Here is a 19253-nt window from a genome sequence, read left to right as displayed (position 1 = left end):
AGTTAGAAAAGATTTGGAGGCGTAGATTATGAAGGAAATTAGTAATGTGTCAATGGGTATAGACAAGATTAGCAATTCACCACTAGTTTTTTTAAGGGTAGAAGATACAAATATGGTTGTTCCCATTTGGATAGGGCCATGTGAAGCAGGTGTGTTGGCGTTAATATTAAGAAAAGAAGAGTTTGAGAGGCCTTTAACCCATGACCTGATTCTAAGTGTTATCCAAAAGTTAGGTGCAAAACCTTTGAAAGTAATGATTGATAGGTTTAAAAGAGATATTTTTTATGCAAAGCTTGTTCTAAAAGACGTTAATTCAAAAGAAATAAAAATTGATGCAAGACCTTCAGATTGTATCATAATAGCCTTAAAAGAAAATATACCAATTTATATCGATGATAATATTGTTCGTGATCATGCTATAGATTCTTCGCTATTCTATGATTTTAACTTAGAAGAAAATGGGGAAGAAAAAAAGGATTTTAGAAAAGAGATAGAAAATTTTGATATTGATGAGTTAAGGCGCATATTTGAGGAAAGAGAAAATGATGATGATGATGACGTATAGAAAATCATAATAGATTTAAAATAATAAAATACGAGGAGTTCTAATAATGAATAGTATAAGTTTAGATGATTTCAAAAATGAATTTGATAAACATATTATTTGTTTTTTTGAAGAGATTCAAATTGAAGAAAATATAAAAGAAGCACTTAGTTACAGTGTGAAAAATGGAGGCAAAAGGTTAAGACCGTGGTTTATTTATAATTTTGGGAAAAGTGAAGATATTTCATCAGAAAATTTAATAAATGCCGGAATTGCTGTTGAAATATTACACTCTTCTTCATTGATACACGATGATTTACCGGCTTTAGATGATGCTAACTTTAGAAGAGGAGTTCTTACTAATCATCTCAGATTTGGTGAGTATAAAGCTATACTTGCGGGAGATTATGGATTTACGTTACCATTAAAAATAATCATGGATCTAAAAGACATAGAGTTGGAAAATAAGTTAGTTGCACTCAGATATTTCATAGAAGATACTTTAAAGATGTTTGAAGGAGAGATGAGAGATCTTATTTATGAAAAGGATAACTTAGAAGTTGAAACTAGTGAGATTATAAATATGTACGCCAATAAAACGGGTGCAATATTCGGGTTATCTTTTTCTTTACCATTTTTTTTGGCTGGAGAATATAAACTGGGTGAAAAAATGCACGAAATAGGTATAGATTTTGGAATTTCTTTTCAAATATTTGATGATTTAAAAGACCTATTGAAATCAGAGAAAGAGTTAGGAAAAGACACTCATAAAGATGTAAATAAAAAGACTCTTTTAAATAAGATGAGTTCTAAAGAAGTAAAAATAGTAGCCGATAATTATTATAGTAGAGTAATCGAAAATCTTTTAACATTGAACTATTCAGATATGGTTAGAAATCTTATAGAAATACGAAATATTGTAGAAAGTAGGTAGATCTTTTGAAAAATCAAAAACCGTTTTCATCCCTTACAAATATGAAAACACTGAATAAATTTTTCTTATTGGCACTGATTTTATTGACCGCTTTTTCGATTTATTATTTTTTAAATAAAAGCTTATACCTATTTTCTATCGATAAAACTAAAACAAAGAAGAATATTGAAATAACAATACCTCAGTCTGCATATTCTTCAAAAAAAAGTTTATTGATAACCCCTCTTTCTAAAGATTCTCAAGAATATATAGAACTAAAATCTTACAGGAATTTTTATGGAGAAATTTATAGAATAGAATTCTCGGATGATTCAAAAGAATCCTCTCTCTTACCCGTAACAGTTAGATATAAAATTCCATCAGAAATGTATTATGGAGATAATTTTGTTCATTATTCTTTAGTATATGCCACTAATGAAGAATCTTTTATCATATCGGATTTTACCGGAGCCAGAATTGTTGAAACAGCAAATCAATATTTCATTGAAGCGGATACCTTTCAACTTTCTAAAATTAAATACGTTGGATTAGTACTAGATAGTCCTGTGGAAGCTTCTTATGGTTTGAGAATAATGAAAGAATCTTCTCCAACAATTGAACCAGATATAATTTTAGTACCTGGAAGTGATCTTAATTTCTTAGGCAAATTAGTTAATGTATCCGACAAAATTTATGATTACTCAATTTGGTCTTCATTATTTCCAACCAGAACTATATGGAGATACGATTATCCATTAACTTCTACAAGAAGTAAAAATTATGTAGATTCTTTCGACTCTTTTGTAGATAGAACAGGAATTAATAGTTATATAGAATATGAAAGTAAAAAATTTGCACAAGAGTTAAAAAGATTTCCCAACAGGAAATTCGATATCATAGCTCACGGGATTGGAGGTTTGATTGTCAGATATGCATTAGAATCTGATCCGAATATTAAAAATGTGAAGAATTTGGTGCTTATTTCTACTCCTAATAAAGGAACAAACCTTGCAAATCCACTTTTTTTTAACTTAATATGGGGTAAAGATTTAAATTTACTTAGCAAATTATTAGGTGTAGAGAAAGCTACAATATCAATTATTATGGCTGAGAATGCATTCTATTTAGATCTGATAAATTCATATTATTATGATATTACCCCAAGTTCATCTTTTTTAAATACAGCTAATAGTTTTGAAAGAAGATCTGACATTAGATATTTGGTAATAGGCGGAACTAACTCAAATATTGAAGAAGATATTACCAATAAAGTTATTTCACAAATTTATCCCGAATTTATTGATGGATCCGCGGATGGAGTGGTAAGCTTAGAAAGTGCATATTTAAAAGGTGCAGATGAGTTTTTTACGGTTGACAAAAATTTTTACGACATTTATCTTGACAAAGATGTTCTAAATAAGGTAAAAGATTTTTTAAATGAGTCTTTAACAACATTAACAGTAAAGCCTTTTGAAGATGACGATTTTATAGAATACCAATATGAACTTGAACAAACAAAAACTCCGACTCAAGAGATAAAAAATGAAATAAAAAACGTAACTAAATTCAAATTACCTTCTTCATACAGAGAAACTCAAATTTTAAAGAGTCCCGTTAAAATAGGAACTCTAAAAGAAGAAAGAATTAAAATAGTATCAATAGAGGATAATATACTGTTTGAATCTTCTACAGGGGTTTACAACAATAAGCTCAAAAAAATTCTAAATGATCGTGTGTTAGGAGGTTTACTATACGATAATGTTTATTATTTAACAACATCAAATGGTGTATACACTATTGATAAAGATTATAAAATAAGCAAGTTATTAGATGAAATTCCAGCTGTTGGAGACGAAATATATTATATTCCAGAGTATGGTTTCTTGAATATAGAATATACCATTGATAGTAGTAAAATCTACTTGAATGGAAAAGAAGTCTTGAGTAACGTAAATTTTATAAAATTAAAAAGTAAGGGAAAAGATGTATATGCAGTTTTTGAGGACAAAATATATAAAATAAATGACAATAAATTAACTGAATTCTTTAGTTTAACCGAAATCCAAAAATCTATAAATGTAAGCCTTGGAAAAATAGTTGATTTTGATAAAAATAACTCAACTTTATTTGTTCTTACTTCTGATTACAAACTATTATTTGTTGATTCATTAACTAATGAAGTACAGGTAATAGGAAAGGAAGATATTGGAAGACTAGGTGTTCAAATATACCAGGATAATTTGTATGTTTATGGAAATAATCATATTACTTACTTTAACTTAAAAGATAATATATTTCCAGGGTTTTATCAAAGATTAAGCCTAAATATAAAAGATTTTGTAATTAAAAATGATCTGGAAGTTTGGGTAGTATTTGAGAATGATAATCTTGGATATGATATATATAAATATACTCTGTAAAATATTCTAACAACGAGATATTTTTAATTTATTTAGTTTAAAAGATAAGGAGAATGCAATGAAAAACATTATAACCTTATGTGCAATTTTGTTAATAGTAACTTGTGCACAGGCTCAAAACTATGAAATAGCTTATGATTACTATTTCAACGGTTTAAAATATTATAGAAACGGAAATTATGAAATGGCTCAATTTAGTTTTCAAAAAGCCTTGGAGCTCTCTCCTGAATTAGAAAGTGAAATCCCTGAAGTTAAAATGTATTTAGGTCTTTCTGCTTTTCAAAATAAAGATTATAGTACTGCACGTATATATTTAGATAATTTCAGAGGTAATATCTATGTTGATCAAATTTTAGAAATTATAGAAACAATAGATATGGAGAAGGATAAATCCGATGTTTCTATTGTGAAAACTCCGATAAATCATGAGCAGGTAGATTCAATTGTTGATACAAGCGAAGAAAGCTCAAGTTTTTCTCTGTTCATAACTGTTGGAATTATTGTTTTTTCAGTTACTTGTTTGACAGCAATTTTAACCTTTTATTGGTTAAGAAAATATAATAAACCATTTGTACCAAATAAAAAGGGACAAACTGTTACAGTAGATTTGACTGAAGAACCAACAGAAATTCATCCAGTTGATCTTAAAATTAAAACTCTAGACGAATTTGAAGAAGAAACCGTTCAAAAAATATTAAGTGGATCCAAATATTTGCTTGAATTGTTAAACATAAAGTTAGATTCTGAGATACCGATTGACAATTCTACTACAACTAAGCAAGAAGAAATGAAAGGTATAAGTGATGTTGATAGGCTTCAAAAAGAGATAGAAGAAACTTTAAAAGGGGTACTAACAACGTCAGAAGTTAAGGATATAGAAGGACTTTTGTTGGATTTGAATAAGGAAAAAAATATAGATGTTGATACAAAATTAATAGAAATGGAGAGAGAGAATGCACCGAAGATAGAGCAAGATTATCGTTCAGTTAAAGGATATATTAAGCCTGATCAAGAGACAAGTAGAAAGTATAATATGATAATTAATACAAAAGAAAAGCAGTTACCATTAAAAAAATATACTTTTCAAGAAGTGACGAGTATAAAAGATAACCTAAAAAAAAGTCAAATTAAACAAGATGATAAAAATTTAGAAGAGTTTTTCACTCTTTTATTCAATGAAACTAATTATGAAAAGTTAAAAAATCAAAATATTGATTTTTAACTTTATTTTGTTATAATATATAAAGTATAATTGCGGATGTAGCTCAGTCGGAAGAGCATCAGCTTCCCAAGCTGAGTGTCGCGGGTTCGAATCCCGTCATCCGCTCCATTATTTTCTAAAAAAAAAGGGGCGTAGTTAGAGGCTCCTTTTTTCATATTAAAGGTGGTTTATATGAATTTGAAAATAGAAACAGGTAAGTTCAAAAATAGACGCATAGAAGCGGTAAATGATCCAAAAACGCGATATACAACCTCCATTCTAAGACAAGCAGTAATGAATATATTTGATTTTAGCGGAGCTAACCTTTTAGAGTTATTTGCTGGAAGTGGAGTATTTTCTTTTGAAGCTTTAAGTAACGGGGCAATAAAAAGTGTTCTAGTAGACATATCTTCAAAATCAATAAATTGTATTTTAAAAAACGCTAAAACATTGGGGGTTTTAGAAGCCATAAAAGTTATAAAAAGTGATTACAGAAAGGTTTTTTCTAAATTAGACTCTCAACAATTTGATTTTATTTTTGCGGATCCTCCCTTTGATTTAGGATATATAGATGAACTTTTAAAGTTGTTAGATAAAAATTATTCTATTTTAAAAAAAAACGGATATATAATTATTGAAAAGTCCAAAAATGAACGTTATAACGTCGATTTAAAACACTTAATTCTAAATGAAATCAGGGATTATAGCGATACTGAGTTACTAATACTTCAAAGAAAGCAAGAAGAATAATAATATCTAAAAATAAAAAAGGCCCGTAATCTTTCTATACGGGCCAAAATTTGAAAATGAATTCTTCCGGGGACAGAACACTCCAGGAGGGAGGGTAACCTACAAAAGTGTTCTGTAACTACATTATACATCATGAAAAATTTTTCTCAAAGTCCGTTGTAGGGCAAATAATTTCATCTAATTATGTTTATAGTAAATTAGAATAATTTAACTCAAAAAATCTCAAAAATAGAAAAAATTTCATTATTATTTATGAAATATACATCACAAGCTATATTAGAAAAAAGAGGCACGTAGTCAATAGTATGTCCAAAGCTACTCCAATTGATACCTGCCTGTGTATTAAGATGATCGTAGTAAAATTTTACAACATCAGATTGATATGTAAGAGTTTTTGAAGAATTTTTAGATATATAGAAGTAATCTTTCAAATCAATACTTAAATTTAGCTTATTAGAAAAAACTTCATAGTTATCAGTACTATTCAAAATATCTACAAATTTTTCATATGAGAAGCCATAATCCCTAATTTTATTGAGAGATAAAAAACCATCTCCTAATGTTAATCCACCAGTTGCATGGTCCGAAGTTACAATAATTAAAGTATCATCAGGATATTGTTTTAAAAAATCTAAAGCTATTTTGATAGAATCATCAAAATCAATTATTTCTTTAATTAGTGAAAAAGTATCATGAGCATGTGCAGCATGATCTATTCGCCCACCTTCTATAAGAATAAAGAAATTTTCATTTCCAAACTTGTTTATCGCATAGGATAAGGTATCTGATAAAGGTACCCTACTCTCATTATCAGTTAAAAAAGGAAAGTTCCCATAATACAAAGCAATTAATTCTTTTTCTGTATATGGACCTTTTTTTAAAGTATCAGAGTATATATACCCATGCTTTTCAGCCTCTTGTTGATTAAAATAAGCCTTTCCACCACCAATAAACAAATCAAAATTACTTTCTAAAAGATATTTTACTATTTCATTTCTACTAGTTCTTTCATCAACAAAAGCATAAGCGCCTGCTGGTGTTGCGTCAACAAGCGTATTAGTTGATATAACTCCGATCTTGTAGCCTCTTTCTTTAAGTTCGTAGGTAATAGGTGATAAAGTTGTTCCAGAAGAGCTCTTATTAATTCTATTGTTATAAGTTTTTTCACCCGATAGAATAGCGGTAATAGCAGCAGCAGAATCAGTAACCCCGTTTAAAGACGAAGTTTCAATAATTGAAAAGTATGGTAGATTGAAAACATTCAGATCACTATTAATTAAGCTTTGCTTATACATGCGAGTAATTTGTAAATGAGGAAGTCCCATTCCATCAGCAACAAAAAGAAAAATATATTTATATGAAAACGAAAAAACAGCAATCAAAAGAAAAACAAATATGTTTATACCCTTTTTCAACGATATCTCTCCTATATTTTTTAGATAATGAATATGGAATCCGTTAAATTAGAACATCTTTATTATATTTTTAAATTCATCATCATCAAGTGACTTATAATTATTTAATATATATCTTTCTAGTTGGAAGATCTTTTCTTGGTCATAGTTAAAATGTTCAAGAAACTCAATTACTTTTTTACCATAAGGTTCATAATAAAAACCAATAGTTTTAAGTTCTAAATCGTTTAAATACCGATATTTAGAAATAGATCTAAGGAAAAGCATTGAATTTACCTCACATAATAATTCATGCCAATAGCTATCAGTATCAGCTTTAACTTGATATCCAAAATAATAATGTGATAGTTCGTGAGCTAAATCTTTGATAGAATTAACAATATACACGTTTGGTAGAATCTGAAATGATCTATTACTGCCTAGATATAGGATATATTGATCATCTTTCATTGAATCAATGTTGTTTAAAAAAGTACTAACATCTTTGATATTACCCTCAAGCCATTTTTTGTTGTAATGATAGTTTTCAAAGTTGAATAAATTATTAGCATCTTTGTAAAACACCATTGCAGATGAATTACTTTTTTGTTTTTGAATCAAATTTTCGCCTTGTTGTATTTTTATAGAGCTATTAATAATATTCAAGATTTCTATATCATTGAAAGCAATGTTTTTGTAGAAAAAGAATCTATCAAAATCAAAATTAGAAGTTATTTCATCAAAATACAAAATAGTTGTATATCCTGTTGAAAAAATCTTAATTTGTCCATGACTAACTTCTATTGTGTAAGTAATTGGACATAGCAAGAAGAATATCGCAATTGATAAACATAAAAAGAAATATAATTTATTGAATTTAAAAGTATTCACCTTTATTTTTTCACTCTTTCTAAATATTAAGCTATAGAGTTATTTTTGTCTTTTTTTATTGATCCTTTTCTCAAAAAAACAAACATTAACACTCCAACTATAATTAACAAAATGCTAATTAAAACTGCGACTCTAAATTTTCCTAAATATAAACTGTCCGTTCTTAAAAGTTCTATTGGGATACGACCTACAGAATAAAGTATAAGATATAAAGCAGTAACCTCTCCATAATTTTGTCTTTTGTTTCTGATGAAATAAAAAAGGATCAGAAAAACAATTAGATCCCAAAATGATTCATACAAAAATGTTGGATGAAAGAATTCAAAATTTTGATAGCCTGGTACTCTATGTTCAGGGGCAATGTACATTTTCCAAGGAAGATTTGTAGGTCGTCCATAAGCTTCATGATTAAAAAAATTTCCCCATCTACCAATAGATTGAGCCAAAGGAAGAACAAATGTGAAAATATCTAAGCCCTGAAGAAATGTAAAGGTGCAGTTTTTTTTGAAATGACTATATAAAAAGGCAACCAAAAAAGCTGCTAAAATTGCACCATGTATCGCTAGTCCACCTTCCCATGTTTTAAAAATGTCTATCAAATTATGTGAAAAATATGAAAAGTTGAAAATTACATAGTATATTCTTGCTCCAATTATTCCAAATATTATCCCTAATGCAAGAACACTGAAAAAATCATCTTCACTTACCTTTTCTCTTTTAGCTTCATTCTCGGCTATAAATGTTGCTAAAAGAATCCCAACAGCAATAAGTAATCCATACCATCTTATTTCAATAAACCCAATTTTAATAAGAACAGAATCGAAATACCATTCTCCTGAAAAGCTTTTAGGTAAAATTATAAAAGAAATTACGAAAAAAGCTGTTAGTGCTATCCAAAGAACATATAGAAAAGTTTTATCTTTTTTCATAAAATCACCTTATTTTAATTATTATAAAACATGTATTAATTCTATAGAGTTACCGTATCGAATTTTCAACTCACTTTTTAATCTTTCTAAATTCTTAAGGTCATCTGGATTCACTAAGAACTGTTCAACTTTTTTCCTTGATTGACTTATTATTGAAAAGTCTTCTATCAGATCTAAAAATTTAAATTCAGGAATACCATGTTGTTCTACTCCAAAGAATTTACCAGGACCTCGCCATTGTAAATCTATTTCAGCCACTTTAAAACCGTCATTCGTTTTAGAAAAGGCAGATAATTTTTGCCTTGTTTCTCTATTTATTTTTTTATCAATTATTAAAAAACAATAAGATTGTTTTTTCCCTCTCCCTACTCTTCCACGTAATTGATGAAGTTGTGATAAGCCAAATCTATCAGGATGCTCTATCACCATAACTGTCGCATCAGGAACGTCGATTCCAACTTCTACTACGGAAGTAGCTACAAGAATATTGTATTCTTTTTTCATAAATTTGTCCATAATTTCATTTTTTTCTGACGAAGGAAGTTTACCATGTAATAGTCCAACTTTATAATCATTAAAAACATGTGCTAATTTTTCATACATCTCAGTGGCATTCTTTAAGTCCAAGGTTTCAGATTCTTCAACTAGTGGATAAATAAAGAAAATTTGATTATTTTGATCAAGTTCTTGCTTTACAAATCTATAGACACTATTCATTTTTGAATCTGGCACTAAAAATGTTTTAATAGGCTTTCTCCCTTTTGGCATTTCGTCTAAAACACTGACATCCATGTCTCCATAGAAGGTCATTGCTAAAGTTCTGGGAATTGGTGTAGCGGTCATAACTAGAATATCAGGTTGATTTCCTTTTTTTATTAACTGAAGTCTTTGATTAACTCCAAATCTTTGTTGTTCGTCTATAACAACAAATCCCAGCTTTTTAAATTCTACGTCTTCTTGTATGATTGCGTGAGTACCAATGATTACGTCGATTTCTCCATTCTTTAATCTCTCTTTAATCGCTATTTTATCATTTTCTTTGGTTTCACCAATTAATAACTCAGTTTTCAAGCCTAATGGTTCAAAGTCTTTAGATATTCTGTTAAATTGTTGTTTGGCTAAAACAGAAGTCGGTACCATAATGGCAGATTGATAACCTGCTTCGCATACATCAATTACAGCTAATTCAGAAACAACAGTTTTACCAGAACCTACATCTCCTTGTAGAAGCCTATTCATAGGATAGTATGAGGTTAAATCATTTTTAATCTCTTCATAGCATCTTTTTTGGGCATCAGTTAGTTCAAAATTAAGCATATCAATAAATTTGTTAGATAATTCACCCTTAATTTGTTTGCCTTCTGTTTTTTTATTTTCTTTCAATTTAAGCTTTACATAAATTATAGCTAATTCAAAGAGTATAGCCTCTTCATATTTTAACGAATAAAGAGCCCTATTCTTATGATAAAAACTTAAAGGAAAGTGTAAACCTTTTAGACGTTTCTTTAAAGTTAATAAATTAAATTCTTCTATAAAATCATTTGGTAGAAACTCTTCTAGAAAAAAAGTTTGATTGACTACCTCTCTTGAAATATTTCTGATAATGTTTTGCGTTAATCCTGCGGTTAGAGGATAAACAGGCAATATTTCTTTTTGAAAATCATCTTGTGTGTTTAATACCTGAAAATCAGGAGATTTCATTTGTTTTACGCCATAAGTATATTCAATTTTTCCATAGAAAGCTGCTATAGTACCTTTAGATAAGTAATTTTTGATATAAATTTGGTTGAAAAAAGTTATTCTAATAATTCCTGTATCATCCTCTACAGAGTAGTTTAAGATTGTCAAGTCTTTATTAATTTTAACTTCTTCATAATTTACAATTTTTCCAATAATAACTACTTTTTCTCCATCTTTAGCATTAAAAATTTTAGTAACTTTTCTTCTATCTTCGTAGTCACGAGGAGGAAAGTAAAAAAAATCATTAAGGCATTCAATTCCCATTTTGTTTAACAAGGCTGCTCTTTTTGGCCCAACATTTTTCACATACTTTATATCAGTAAATAGACTAAGCTTTTTTTCAGGGGGAACAATTATTTCGTCAACTAAAAACTTTTCTTTTAGTGAAACAATATATTGTTTTAAGTTATCGAATATTTTGTTGCGATTAGTTTCATCAAATTTCTCAAGTGCTTTTGCATAAGTTAATAACTTTTTTATGTCATCAAGTAAACCGTGTTCTTTAATCTCTTTTATATTATTTTTTGCAATCCTATAAAAACTTGGGAAGATATCTTCCCAAGTTTTTATATTTTTTTCTTTTAGAATAATAATATATTCAAAAGAATCAATAATTTCTTCAATCATTTCTAAACTCCCTTTTAATCTTTAATCTTTTCTATCAATATTTTACCATCTTTTTTATACATTTTATAACCATTAAGAATTATTTCCTTTACTTGTCCATTTTCAATATAGGGCTTTATTTTTACTAAAGAAGAATTGCCAATATAAAAACCTTTTAAATCGCCTTCCAGGCTTTCACCATATGATTTAATTTTTAAGAAAATAGAAAATACAATTAAAAACCAACTCAATGATAGAAATAACAAAAAAACCATTACCTTATTCATAAAAATTCACTTCTTCTTTTGAAAAAATCATATTCATTTAAGAAGTTATCTATTCTTTGTTGATACTGCAAATAAACCTTTGTTTGATCGCTCTTTAACTGTTGATAATATTGATAGACGTTTTGATAATGTTCAACAACAGCTCGTGCTAACCTAAGCTTATTATCATTATTTGTTAAGGCTAGATATACTTCCGATAAAACTTTTAGGGAATTATCTGGAATTCCACGTGTTTTTTTTGCCATATAATAATTTGCACTTCCATCTTTTTGAGTAATATAAATAATTTTATCAACGACTTCATCTTCGGGATATATTTCTAGACACCTTGCAGTAAGAAGAATATATTCAGAATAGATATTTTCCCACTCAGGAAATCTATTCCATCCTCCAGGAAGTATATATATTGCCTTTTGTATCCAATAGTGAAAATTATTGTATGCTTCTAATTGAAGGTTCTCAATGTTTGATAGTATTTGCGAATCAATTGTAAGGGTTTCTTTTAGTTGTTCATATAGGACTACAATATTGTAATACATCCTTCCTATAAGTCTGTAGGCATTTTTTTCATTAAAAGAAGTAAAAGCATACTCTAACTGGTTTATTGAGTCGTATAAGCTTTGAATTCTTAGGATCAATGTCTTTGAATTATTGTCAATTTGGGTAACAGTATTATAGACAGGCTCAACTGTATCTCGTAAAATTTCATCAGGGAAAGGCATTAAATCTAGAGCACCATTGAATTCAGAAATCATAAACTGATATTCATTAGATTCTGAACTAAAAACTTTAGGAAGATCTTCATATTTTAAATTATTCAATCGTACATCAGATGAAAATAATTGAGCCATGTAAAATGCCGATTTTCCAAAATTTTTGTTACTACTCAAAGATTTTAGAAAGTAATTGAAAGATTGATCATAACTAAGAGCTAAACTTTCTTTATATTTAGATTTGAGTTCTTGATATTTTGTTATCTCAGATTCAATTTGAGCAATATTTTGGGTGATTCGATTAAATTCAGGGGAATTAAATGAATAGTCAAGTAATTGATTTTGTAAACTCTTTTTTTGTGATTCAAGTTGTGCTATTACGTTAGGAAGTTGATTTTCATATGCATTTTTAAAAGATAGCATAGCATTGTAGTGAGAATTTCCTATGACATAATAAGCCTCAGATAATGATTCATTAAATTTAAAATAGCATGATACAAAGGCTACAATCAGCATTATAATAAAAAAAACAAAACTTTTTTTTATCTTTATAGATTTAATTTTAGGATTAAATTGCTCTGATACAGCAACTGATAAAATAAAAACGCTTAATGTTATATTTGGTTGAAGATGGAATGCAAATTCTGTAAAAGCATGTATAATCATTACTACAGCAGACCAACCAAACAAAGGAAAAAGTAAATTTTTATTATCATCATCTTGTTCTTGTTTTAATACTTTAAAATAAATAAATACTAAACTTAAAATCATCATTGTTATTGAAAGAAAACCAAATAAACCTGTTTCTCCTAAAACTTGAAGATAATCATTGTGAGCTCTTTTGAAATTATTCCAAGCATATAAAAATCTTTCAGGATTCTCGTTTTGAACTTGTCCAAGATAGTGAAGAGAATAAACAGAATATGTATTAATTCCGCTACCGATAAACAAATGGTTTCTATGATTTTTGTCATTAAATTGTTTAACTGCAGAAAGCCAAGATAGCATCCTCTCATCCCATGAAGAAACAGAAGTCAAAGATGCAAATCGTTCTGTTGCAATTACTTCCCCGCCTTTATTAAAAGGTGTTTCGAAATTGAACATTATAAACAAAAATAAGATAACGCTTAAAACCAATAATGCCCAAATTTTAAATTGTTTTGTTTTTATATAAGATTTTAAAGACTCTTTCTTTTTAGCTACTAAAAAACTAATAGCAGAAAATGCCAATCCCACAAATGTTGAAAGATATATAGAACGAGTTTGGGCTAGTAAAATTACCCAGAGCATAATAAATACATTTATTAAAGAGAAAATTCTTGTATAAATTTTTGTATCTTTTCTTAAAGTAAAATAGATAGAAATTGGTAATAATTGAGCTAAATAATCAGATACAAAATTTGGATTTCCAATAGTAGTGCGCAAAGTTATTCTTTGAGAAGGGTCTCCATATTTTCCAAAGAATAAATCAAAGCCTAGAAATTTGTTTAAAATTCCATCAAAAGCAATGATTGTTCCGGTTATCATGAACACGAAAAGACCTGTTTCTATAAATTTGAAGTTTCCTCCAAATCTAGAAGAAACCAGGTATGAAAAAAGTATTATTAATGCTAAGTAAAAAGCAGTTCCTGCTGAAGTACTTAAATAATACCTATTTTCTATAGCAACAGAAATTAATGATGCAAAACCCGAAACTCCAAAAAGGAGTAAAAAAATATGTGCAGATGAAAATTTTATTTCCAAAGGTTTTGATAAATATTTGAACAGATAATATACTAAAATAATAAACAAGAAAACAGAAAAAACAAAATGTTTTTGAGTTGAGTATTCATGAACAAACTTTGGGATCATTAAAAAAGGGATTAGGAGAAACAAAAGCAACATTATAATAATGTCGGTGGGCAAAACACTTTTTCCTTTTGAATTTGCTTTCAATTTATATCCTCCCTATAAATTTGTTATTTACTGTCTTTAGAAGCTCTAAAATCCTTATTAGAAGGCTCCACCCTGGACCCATTACAAATTCAAAATACCAATTTTTGAACAACTTGACGTTAGTAATTACTCTTTTTGAATCTTGAAACCTATTTCTTTGATATTCAGGTTAGAAGTCTTTAGTCACAACATAATCCTTATTTTCAGACTTATATATTATATCAAATAATTATTGAACTTCAATTTTTAAAGAGTATATTTTAAAAAAATAAATATTTTTAGTTAATATTTGACATTTTAAAATATATAGTTTAAAATAGTAAATAGTTAGCTTGCTAACTATTTTTTAATATTATCTTACAATAATATATCGTACTATACATTATGTAAGAGTAACTAAATAATCTTCAAATGTCATTTTAAATGTATAAGGCTTAAGAGAATGTAGCCTTCCTTTTGTGGGTTGTTATTACATTTTGATTTTATAATAGGTTTGGGGTGTACCCCCCTAATAAGGATTTTACTTGGAGGTTTAAAATGAATCATAAGTTTTATACACAAGAAAATAATTCAGTTAATGATCAAAGCGACTTAAAAAAAGTTAAATGGGATGTTAGTAAGGAATTATTTCAAACAATAAAATTGCATAATCAATTGAATTTTGTATTGTTAACTCAAAAACATATTTTTCTTTTTCCTGGTCAAGCTTTTTGTTTGTGGTATGTAGGCCTTAACCCTGGGACGAATCAAAAAAGCATAGCTGATCAAATGTATGTCGCTACTCCGACTGTCTCTAAAATTTTAAGAAATTTAGAAAAGAAAGGGCTGATAGAACGTAAGAAAGATAGCAAAGACAAACGTACCCTGAGGATTTTTTTATCTGACGAGGGACAAAAACTACTAAAAAATCTAAGAGAAACATTTATAGATATTATTAATTTGGAGTTTGAGGGAATAAGTTATGAAGACTTATGTATTTTTAAAAAGTGTCTTAGTCAAGTTTCAACAAATATACTAAATAATTTAGAAAAAACAGAAAGGAGTTGAAACCGTGAAGCATTTAGTTAAATATTTAAAACCATATTACAAAGAGATTATATTTGCAATATTATTACTAATTGTGCAAGCAGTGTCAAATTTATTTTTACCTAATTTGAATGCAAAGATTATTAATGAAGGTATAGCAAAAGGTGACATTCAATATATTATACACACAGGTGGAATTATGCTTTTAGCGACACTTTTGCTTGCAGGAGCGGCAATTCTTGCCTCTTATTTTAGTTCAAAAGTTGTTACCTCATATTCTAGAGATTTGCGTAGAGAGTTGTACTATAAAGTATTAAGTTTTTCTAAGCAAGATTTTGATAGATTTGGGACAGCTTCACTGGTTACAAGAAACACCAATGATGTTCATCAAGTTCAAATGTTTGTTTTGACCTTGCTAAATATAATGATCATGGCTCCGATAATGTCTATTGGTGGAATAATAATGGCAATTCGTCAAGACGTTGTACTTTCTTCTTCAATTATAATTGTAGTACCAGTAATTGCATTAATTGTATTTTTCATTATGAGAAAAACTGTACCTCTTTTTAAGACCTTACAGAAAAAAGTTGATAAAGTTAATCAGGTACTTCGGGAAAAATTAATGGGAATTAGGGTTATTAGAGCTTTTGTTAAGGATGATTATGAAGCCCGTAGGTTTGATAAAGCCAATAAAGATCTGACTCAAACAGCATTAAAAGTTAACAGAATAATGGCTTTAGGAATTCCATTAATAATGCTTGCTATGAACGTAACTTCTTTAGCTATAACGTGGTTTGGTGGAATTCGTATAGATAGTGGTGCAATGCCTATTGGAAATTTAACAGCCTTTTTAACTTATGTAATGGAGATTTTGATTTCAATTATGATGGCTATGACTATGTTTATAATGCTTCCAAGAGCAGAAGCATCTGCAGAGCGTATAAACGAAATATTACATACTGAACCCTCTGTTAAAGAACCGAAAAGTCCAAAAATTCCATCAGAGAGAAAAGGAGTACTTGCCTTTAAAGATGTTTCTTTTCAATATGCTGATGCAGAGGCACCAGTTCTATCTAAAATATCTTTTACAGCTTTACCTGGTCAAACAACAGCTATAGTAGGTAGTACTGGGAGTGGAAAAAGTACTTTGGTACATTTAATTCCAAGATTTTATGATGTAACTGAAGGAAAAATAGAAATTGATGGTGTAGACATTAGAGAAATGCCGCTTGAATTGGTTCGAGATATGATTGGATTGGTTCCTCAAAAATCTTATTTATTTAGTGGAACAATCGAAAGCAATTTACGATTTGGTAAAAAGGATGCAACTGAGGAAGAGATGTGGCATGCTCTTGAAATTGCTCAAGCAAAAAATTTTGTAAGTAGATTACCAGAAAAACTAAAGGCACCAGTTGATCAAGGAGGAACTAATTTTTCGGGTGGACAGAGACAACGTTTGTGTATTGCCCGTGCAATTGTAAAAAGGCCAACAATTTATATCTTTGATGACAGTTTTTCAGCATTGGATAACAAAACTGAAGCGAAGGTTCGAGAAGCGTTGAAGGATGAAACAAAAGATGCGACCGTTATTATTGTTGCTCAAAAGGTTAGTACGGTTCTTACAGCTGATCAGATTGTAGTATTAAGTGATAAAGGCACTATTGCGGGCATAGGGACTCATCAAGAATTGTTAAAGAGTTGCGAAGTTTATCAAGAAATTGTTTACTCGCAGATTCCGAAGGAGGAGGCAGTATGAGTCAAGCAAATGAACAAAAAAATGATCAAAAAAAGAAGCCCATTCGACAAGGATTCGGGGGCGGAAGAGGCGGTGTTGGTGCTCCTATTGAAAAGCCAAGGAACTTTATGGGTTCCTTAAAAAGATTATTAGGTTACCTAAAACCACAATTAATTCCTCTTATTATTGTAATAGTATTTGCAGTAGTAAGCACAATTTTTATGATCATCGCTCCAAAGATGTTAGGAAAGGCTACAAACGTTCTTTTTGAAGGAATTATTGGGAAAATGATGCCTCCTAACATGACCAAAGATCAAGCTATTGAATTTTTGAAATTTTCCGGAAGGGATCAAATAGCCCAGATGCTTGGACCTATGAATATTGTGCCAGGTCAAGGCGTTAATTTTAGTAGATTAGCAACTATTCTATTAACATTATTAGGTGTATATGCCTTATCTGCATTTTTTAACTGGCTTCAACAATATTTAATGGCTGGTGTGGCGCAAAAAACAGTCTATAATCTTAGAAAGGAAGTTGATGAAAAATTAGCTCGTCTTCCTTTAAAATTTTATGATAGTCATCCACATGGTGATCTTTTAAGCAGGGTAACTAACGATATAGATAACATTGGGCATACTTTACAGCAAACACTTGTGCAATTAATAACAGCAGTTGTCACGGTAATTGGTGTTCTTATCATGATGCTTACAATTAGCCCTCTTTTAACGCTAATAACTTTAACTGTGATTCCGTTGGCGTTATTGGTTACAATGTTTGTTATTAAACATTCTCAAAAGCAATTTGAGATTCAGTGGGATAGTACTGGTGAATTGAATGGACATGTTGAAGAATCCTACACAGGATTTAATGTCATTAAGGCTTTTAATAAACACTGGGATATGCAAAAAGAGTTTGATGAAGAAAATGAGAGATTACGTGAAGCAACATTTAAGGCTCAATTTGTTTCAAGTTTGATAAGACCATTTATTGGATTAATTAACAATCTTAATTATGTTATAGTAAGCGTTGTAGGCGGATTGCGTGTTGCTAATGGGGTTATGACTTTAGGAGATATTCAGGCATTTATTCAATATTCAAGACAATTTACTATGCCTATTGTTCAAACATCTAGTATTATCAATGTATTACAATCTACTGTTGCATCAGCAGAAAGAGTGTTTGAATTACTTGATGAAGAAGAAGAAATCCCTGATCCTGAAAATCCTGTAGTTTTAGATAAAGTTGAAGGTCATGTAAAATTTGAAAACGTCTACTTTAGTTATGAACCTCAAAAACCTCTAATTGAAAATTTGAACCTTGAAGCGAAACCAGGTCAGTCTGTAGCCATAGTAGGTCCTACAGGTGCAGGAAAAACTACGTTGGTTAATTTGCTCATGAGGTTTTACGATGTAGATGCAGGTAGAATAACCTTGGATGGTGTAGACATCAGACAGATGAGAAGAGCTGACTTGAGAAAGAATTTTGGTATGGTACTTCAAGATGCCTGGTTGTTTAGAGGAACTATAAAAGATAATATTGCTTATGGTAAAGAAGGAGCAACTGATGAAGAAATCGTAAAAGCTGCACAGGCTGCTTATGTTGATTATTTTATAAGAACGTTGCCAAAAGGATATGATACAATAATTGACGAAGATGCTACTAATTTATCTCAAGGTCAGCGACAATTGATTACTATAGCAAGGGCGTTTCTCGCTAATCCCCCACTCCTAATTTTAGACGAAGCAACTAGTTCAGTAGATACAAGAACCGAAGTATTGATACAAGAAGCTATGAATAATCTAATGGAAGGGCGAACTAGTTTTGTCATTGCTCATAGGTTATCTACAATAAGAAATGCTGATATAATAGTAGTAATGAATCACGGAAGAGTTGTTGAACAAGGTAATCACAAAGAACTTATGGCAAAAAAAGGATTTTACTATGATCTTTATATGAGTCAATTTATTGGAACAGACTTAGAAATTAAGTCTTCTTCAGATGATATTCAAATAATAAGCTAAAACTATTTATAAAAAATTGGGAGACCTAGGTCTCCCAATTTTTATATCTATTTAATATCTATTTATATCTTACTCACTTAAAAAATTCCAAAATCCGCATGATATATAAATTTTGTATTTGATTTTTACAAAATGTCTTTTTGCTAAA

General features: G+C 29.3%; 14 protein-coding genes and 1 tRNA gene. 9 read left to right on the top strand and 6 right to left on the bottom strand.

Going from position 1 to position 19253, the window contains the following annotated elements:
• The first annotated feature begins 28 nt into the window (after nucleotides 1–28).
• The 6 genes from DTL3_RS08955 to rsmD all read left to right on the top strand — a co-directional run bounded on the left by DTL3_RS08955 (nucleotide 29) and on the right by rsmD (nucleotide 5828).
• A complete protein-coding gene (locus DTL3_RS08955; protein ID WP_045088411.1) occupies nucleotides 29–565 on the top strand; it encodes a bifunctional nuclease family protein in 537 nt (178 codons plus the stop codon).
• 46 nt (nucleotides 566–611) lie between these two features.
• Entirely contained in the window at nucleotides 612–1478 is an 867-nt protein-coding gene (locus DTL3_RS08950; protein WP_052670473.1) for a polyprenyl synthetase family protein, read from the top strand.
• A gap of 5 nt (nucleotides 1479–1483) precedes the next feature.
• Entirely contained in the window at nucleotides 1484–3877 is a 2394-nt protein-coding gene (locus tag DTL3_RS08945) for a lipase family alpha/beta hydrolase (protein ID WP_045088410.1), read from the top strand.
• Between the two features lie 58 nt (nucleotides 3878–3935).
• On the top strand, nucleotides 3936–5099 hold the full coding sequence (locus tag DTL3_RS08940) for a tetratricopeptide repeat protein (RefSeq protein WP_045088409.1): 1164 nt from the start codon (nucleotides 3936–3938) through the stop codon (nucleotides 5097–5099).
• A 32-nt stretch (nucleotides 5100–5131) separates the two neighbouring features.
• Nucleotides 5132–5207 (top strand) — tRNA-Gly (locus DTL3_RS08935).
• A 63-nt stretch (nucleotides 5208–5270) separates the two neighbouring features.
• On the top strand, nucleotides 5271–5828 hold the full coding sequence (gene rsmD / locus DTL3_RS08930) for a 16S rRNA (guanine(966)-N(2))-methyltransferase RsmD (RefSeq protein ID WP_045088408.1): 558 nt from the start codon (nucleotides 5271–5273) through the stop codon (nucleotides 5826–5828).
• 212 nt (nucleotides 5829–6040) lie between these two features.
• Here rsmD and DTL3_RS08925 read toward each other — a convergent pair whose 3' ends face one another.
• The 6 genes from DTL3_RS08925 to DTL3_RS08900 form a co-directional block, all read right to left on the bottom strand.
• On the bottom strand, nucleotides 6041–7243 hold the full coding sequence (locus DTL3_RS08925) for an alkaline phosphatase (protein WP_045088407.1): 1203 nt from the start codon (nucleotides 7241–7243) through the stop codon (nucleotides 6041–6043).
• Nucleotides 7244–7291: 48 nt separating this feature from the next.
• Nucleotides 7292–8050 carry a hypothetical protein gene (locus tag DTL3_RS08920; RefSeq protein ID WP_231854012.1) on the bottom strand — a complete coding sequence of 253 codons (759 nt, stop codon included), beginning with the start codon at nucleotides 8048–8050 and terminating at the stop codon, nucleotides 7292–7294.
• A gap of 89 nt (nucleotides 8051–8139) precedes the next feature.
• Nucleotides 8140–9042, bottom strand: coding sequence for a prolipoprotein diacylglyceryl transferase (lgt, locus tag DTL3_RS08915; RefSeq protein WP_045088405.1), 903 nt, complete (start codon nucleotides 9040–9042; stop codon nucleotides 8140–8142).
• A 21-nt stretch (nucleotides 9043–9063) separates the two neighbouring features.
• The gene (gene recG / locus DTL3_RS08910) at nucleotides 9064–11409 is read right to left on the bottom strand and encodes an ATP-dependent DNA helicase RecG (RefSeq protein ID WP_045088404.1); all 2346 of its coding nucleotides are present in this window, start codon (nucleotides 11407–11409) and stop codon (nucleotides 9064–9066) included.
• A 14-nt stretch (nucleotides 11410–11423) separates the two neighbouring features.
• Nucleotides 11424–11675 (bottom strand): hypothetical protein, encoded by a 252-nt coding sequence (locus DTL3_RS08905; RefSeq protein ID WP_045088403.1) that lies wholly within the window; start codon nucleotides 11673–11675, stop codon nucleotides 11424–11426.
• Nucleotides 11672–14323: an O-antigen ligase family protein gene (locus DTL3_RS08900; RefSeq protein WP_045088402.1), complete on the bottom strand. Its 2652-nt coding sequence runs from the start codon at nucleotides 14321–14323 to the stop codon at nucleotides 11672–11674. Before DTL3_RS08900 ends, DTL3_RS08905 begins: the two co-directional genes overlap by 4 nt.
• A gap of 537 nt (nucleotides 14324–14860) precedes the next feature.
• On the opposite strand from DTL3_RS08900, the gene DTL3_RS08895 reads away from it, so the two are divergent.
• From DTL3_RS08895 to DTL3_RS08885, 3 genes are read left to right on the top strand one after another with little or no spacing between them, the layout of a single operon-like run.
• On the top strand, nucleotides 14861–15370 hold the full coding sequence (locus DTL3_RS08895; protein WP_045088401.1) for a MarR family winged helix-turn-helix transcriptional regulator: 510 nt from the start codon (nucleotides 14861–14863) through the stop codon (nucleotides 15368–15370).
• Nucleotides 15371–15374: 4 nt separating this feature from the next.
• Complete coding sequence (locus tag DTL3_RS08890; protein WP_045088400.1) at nucleotides 15375–17105, top strand: ABC transporter ATP-binding protein; 1731 nt, start codon at nucleotides 15375–15377, stop codon at nucleotides 17103–17105.
• Nucleotides 17102–19105 (top strand): ABC transporter ATP-binding protein, encoded by a 2004-nt coding sequence (locus DTL3_RS08885; RefSeq protein ID WP_045088399.1) that lies wholly within the window; start codon nucleotides 17102–17104, stop codon nucleotides 19103–19105. The genes DTL3_RS08890 and DTL3_RS08885 overlap by 4 nt, the downstream gene beginning before the upstream one ends.
• Nucleotides 19106–19253: the final 148 nt, after the last annotated feature.

It is taken from the genome of Defluviitoga tunisiensis (assembly GCF_000953715.1).
Lineage (GTDB): Bacteria > Thermotogota > Thermotogae > Petrotogales > Petrotogaceae > Defluviitoga > Defluviitoga tunisiensis.
The sequence above is the reverse complement of the archived record's forward strand: the minus strand, read 5'-3'. Positions and strand labels throughout refer to the sequence as shown.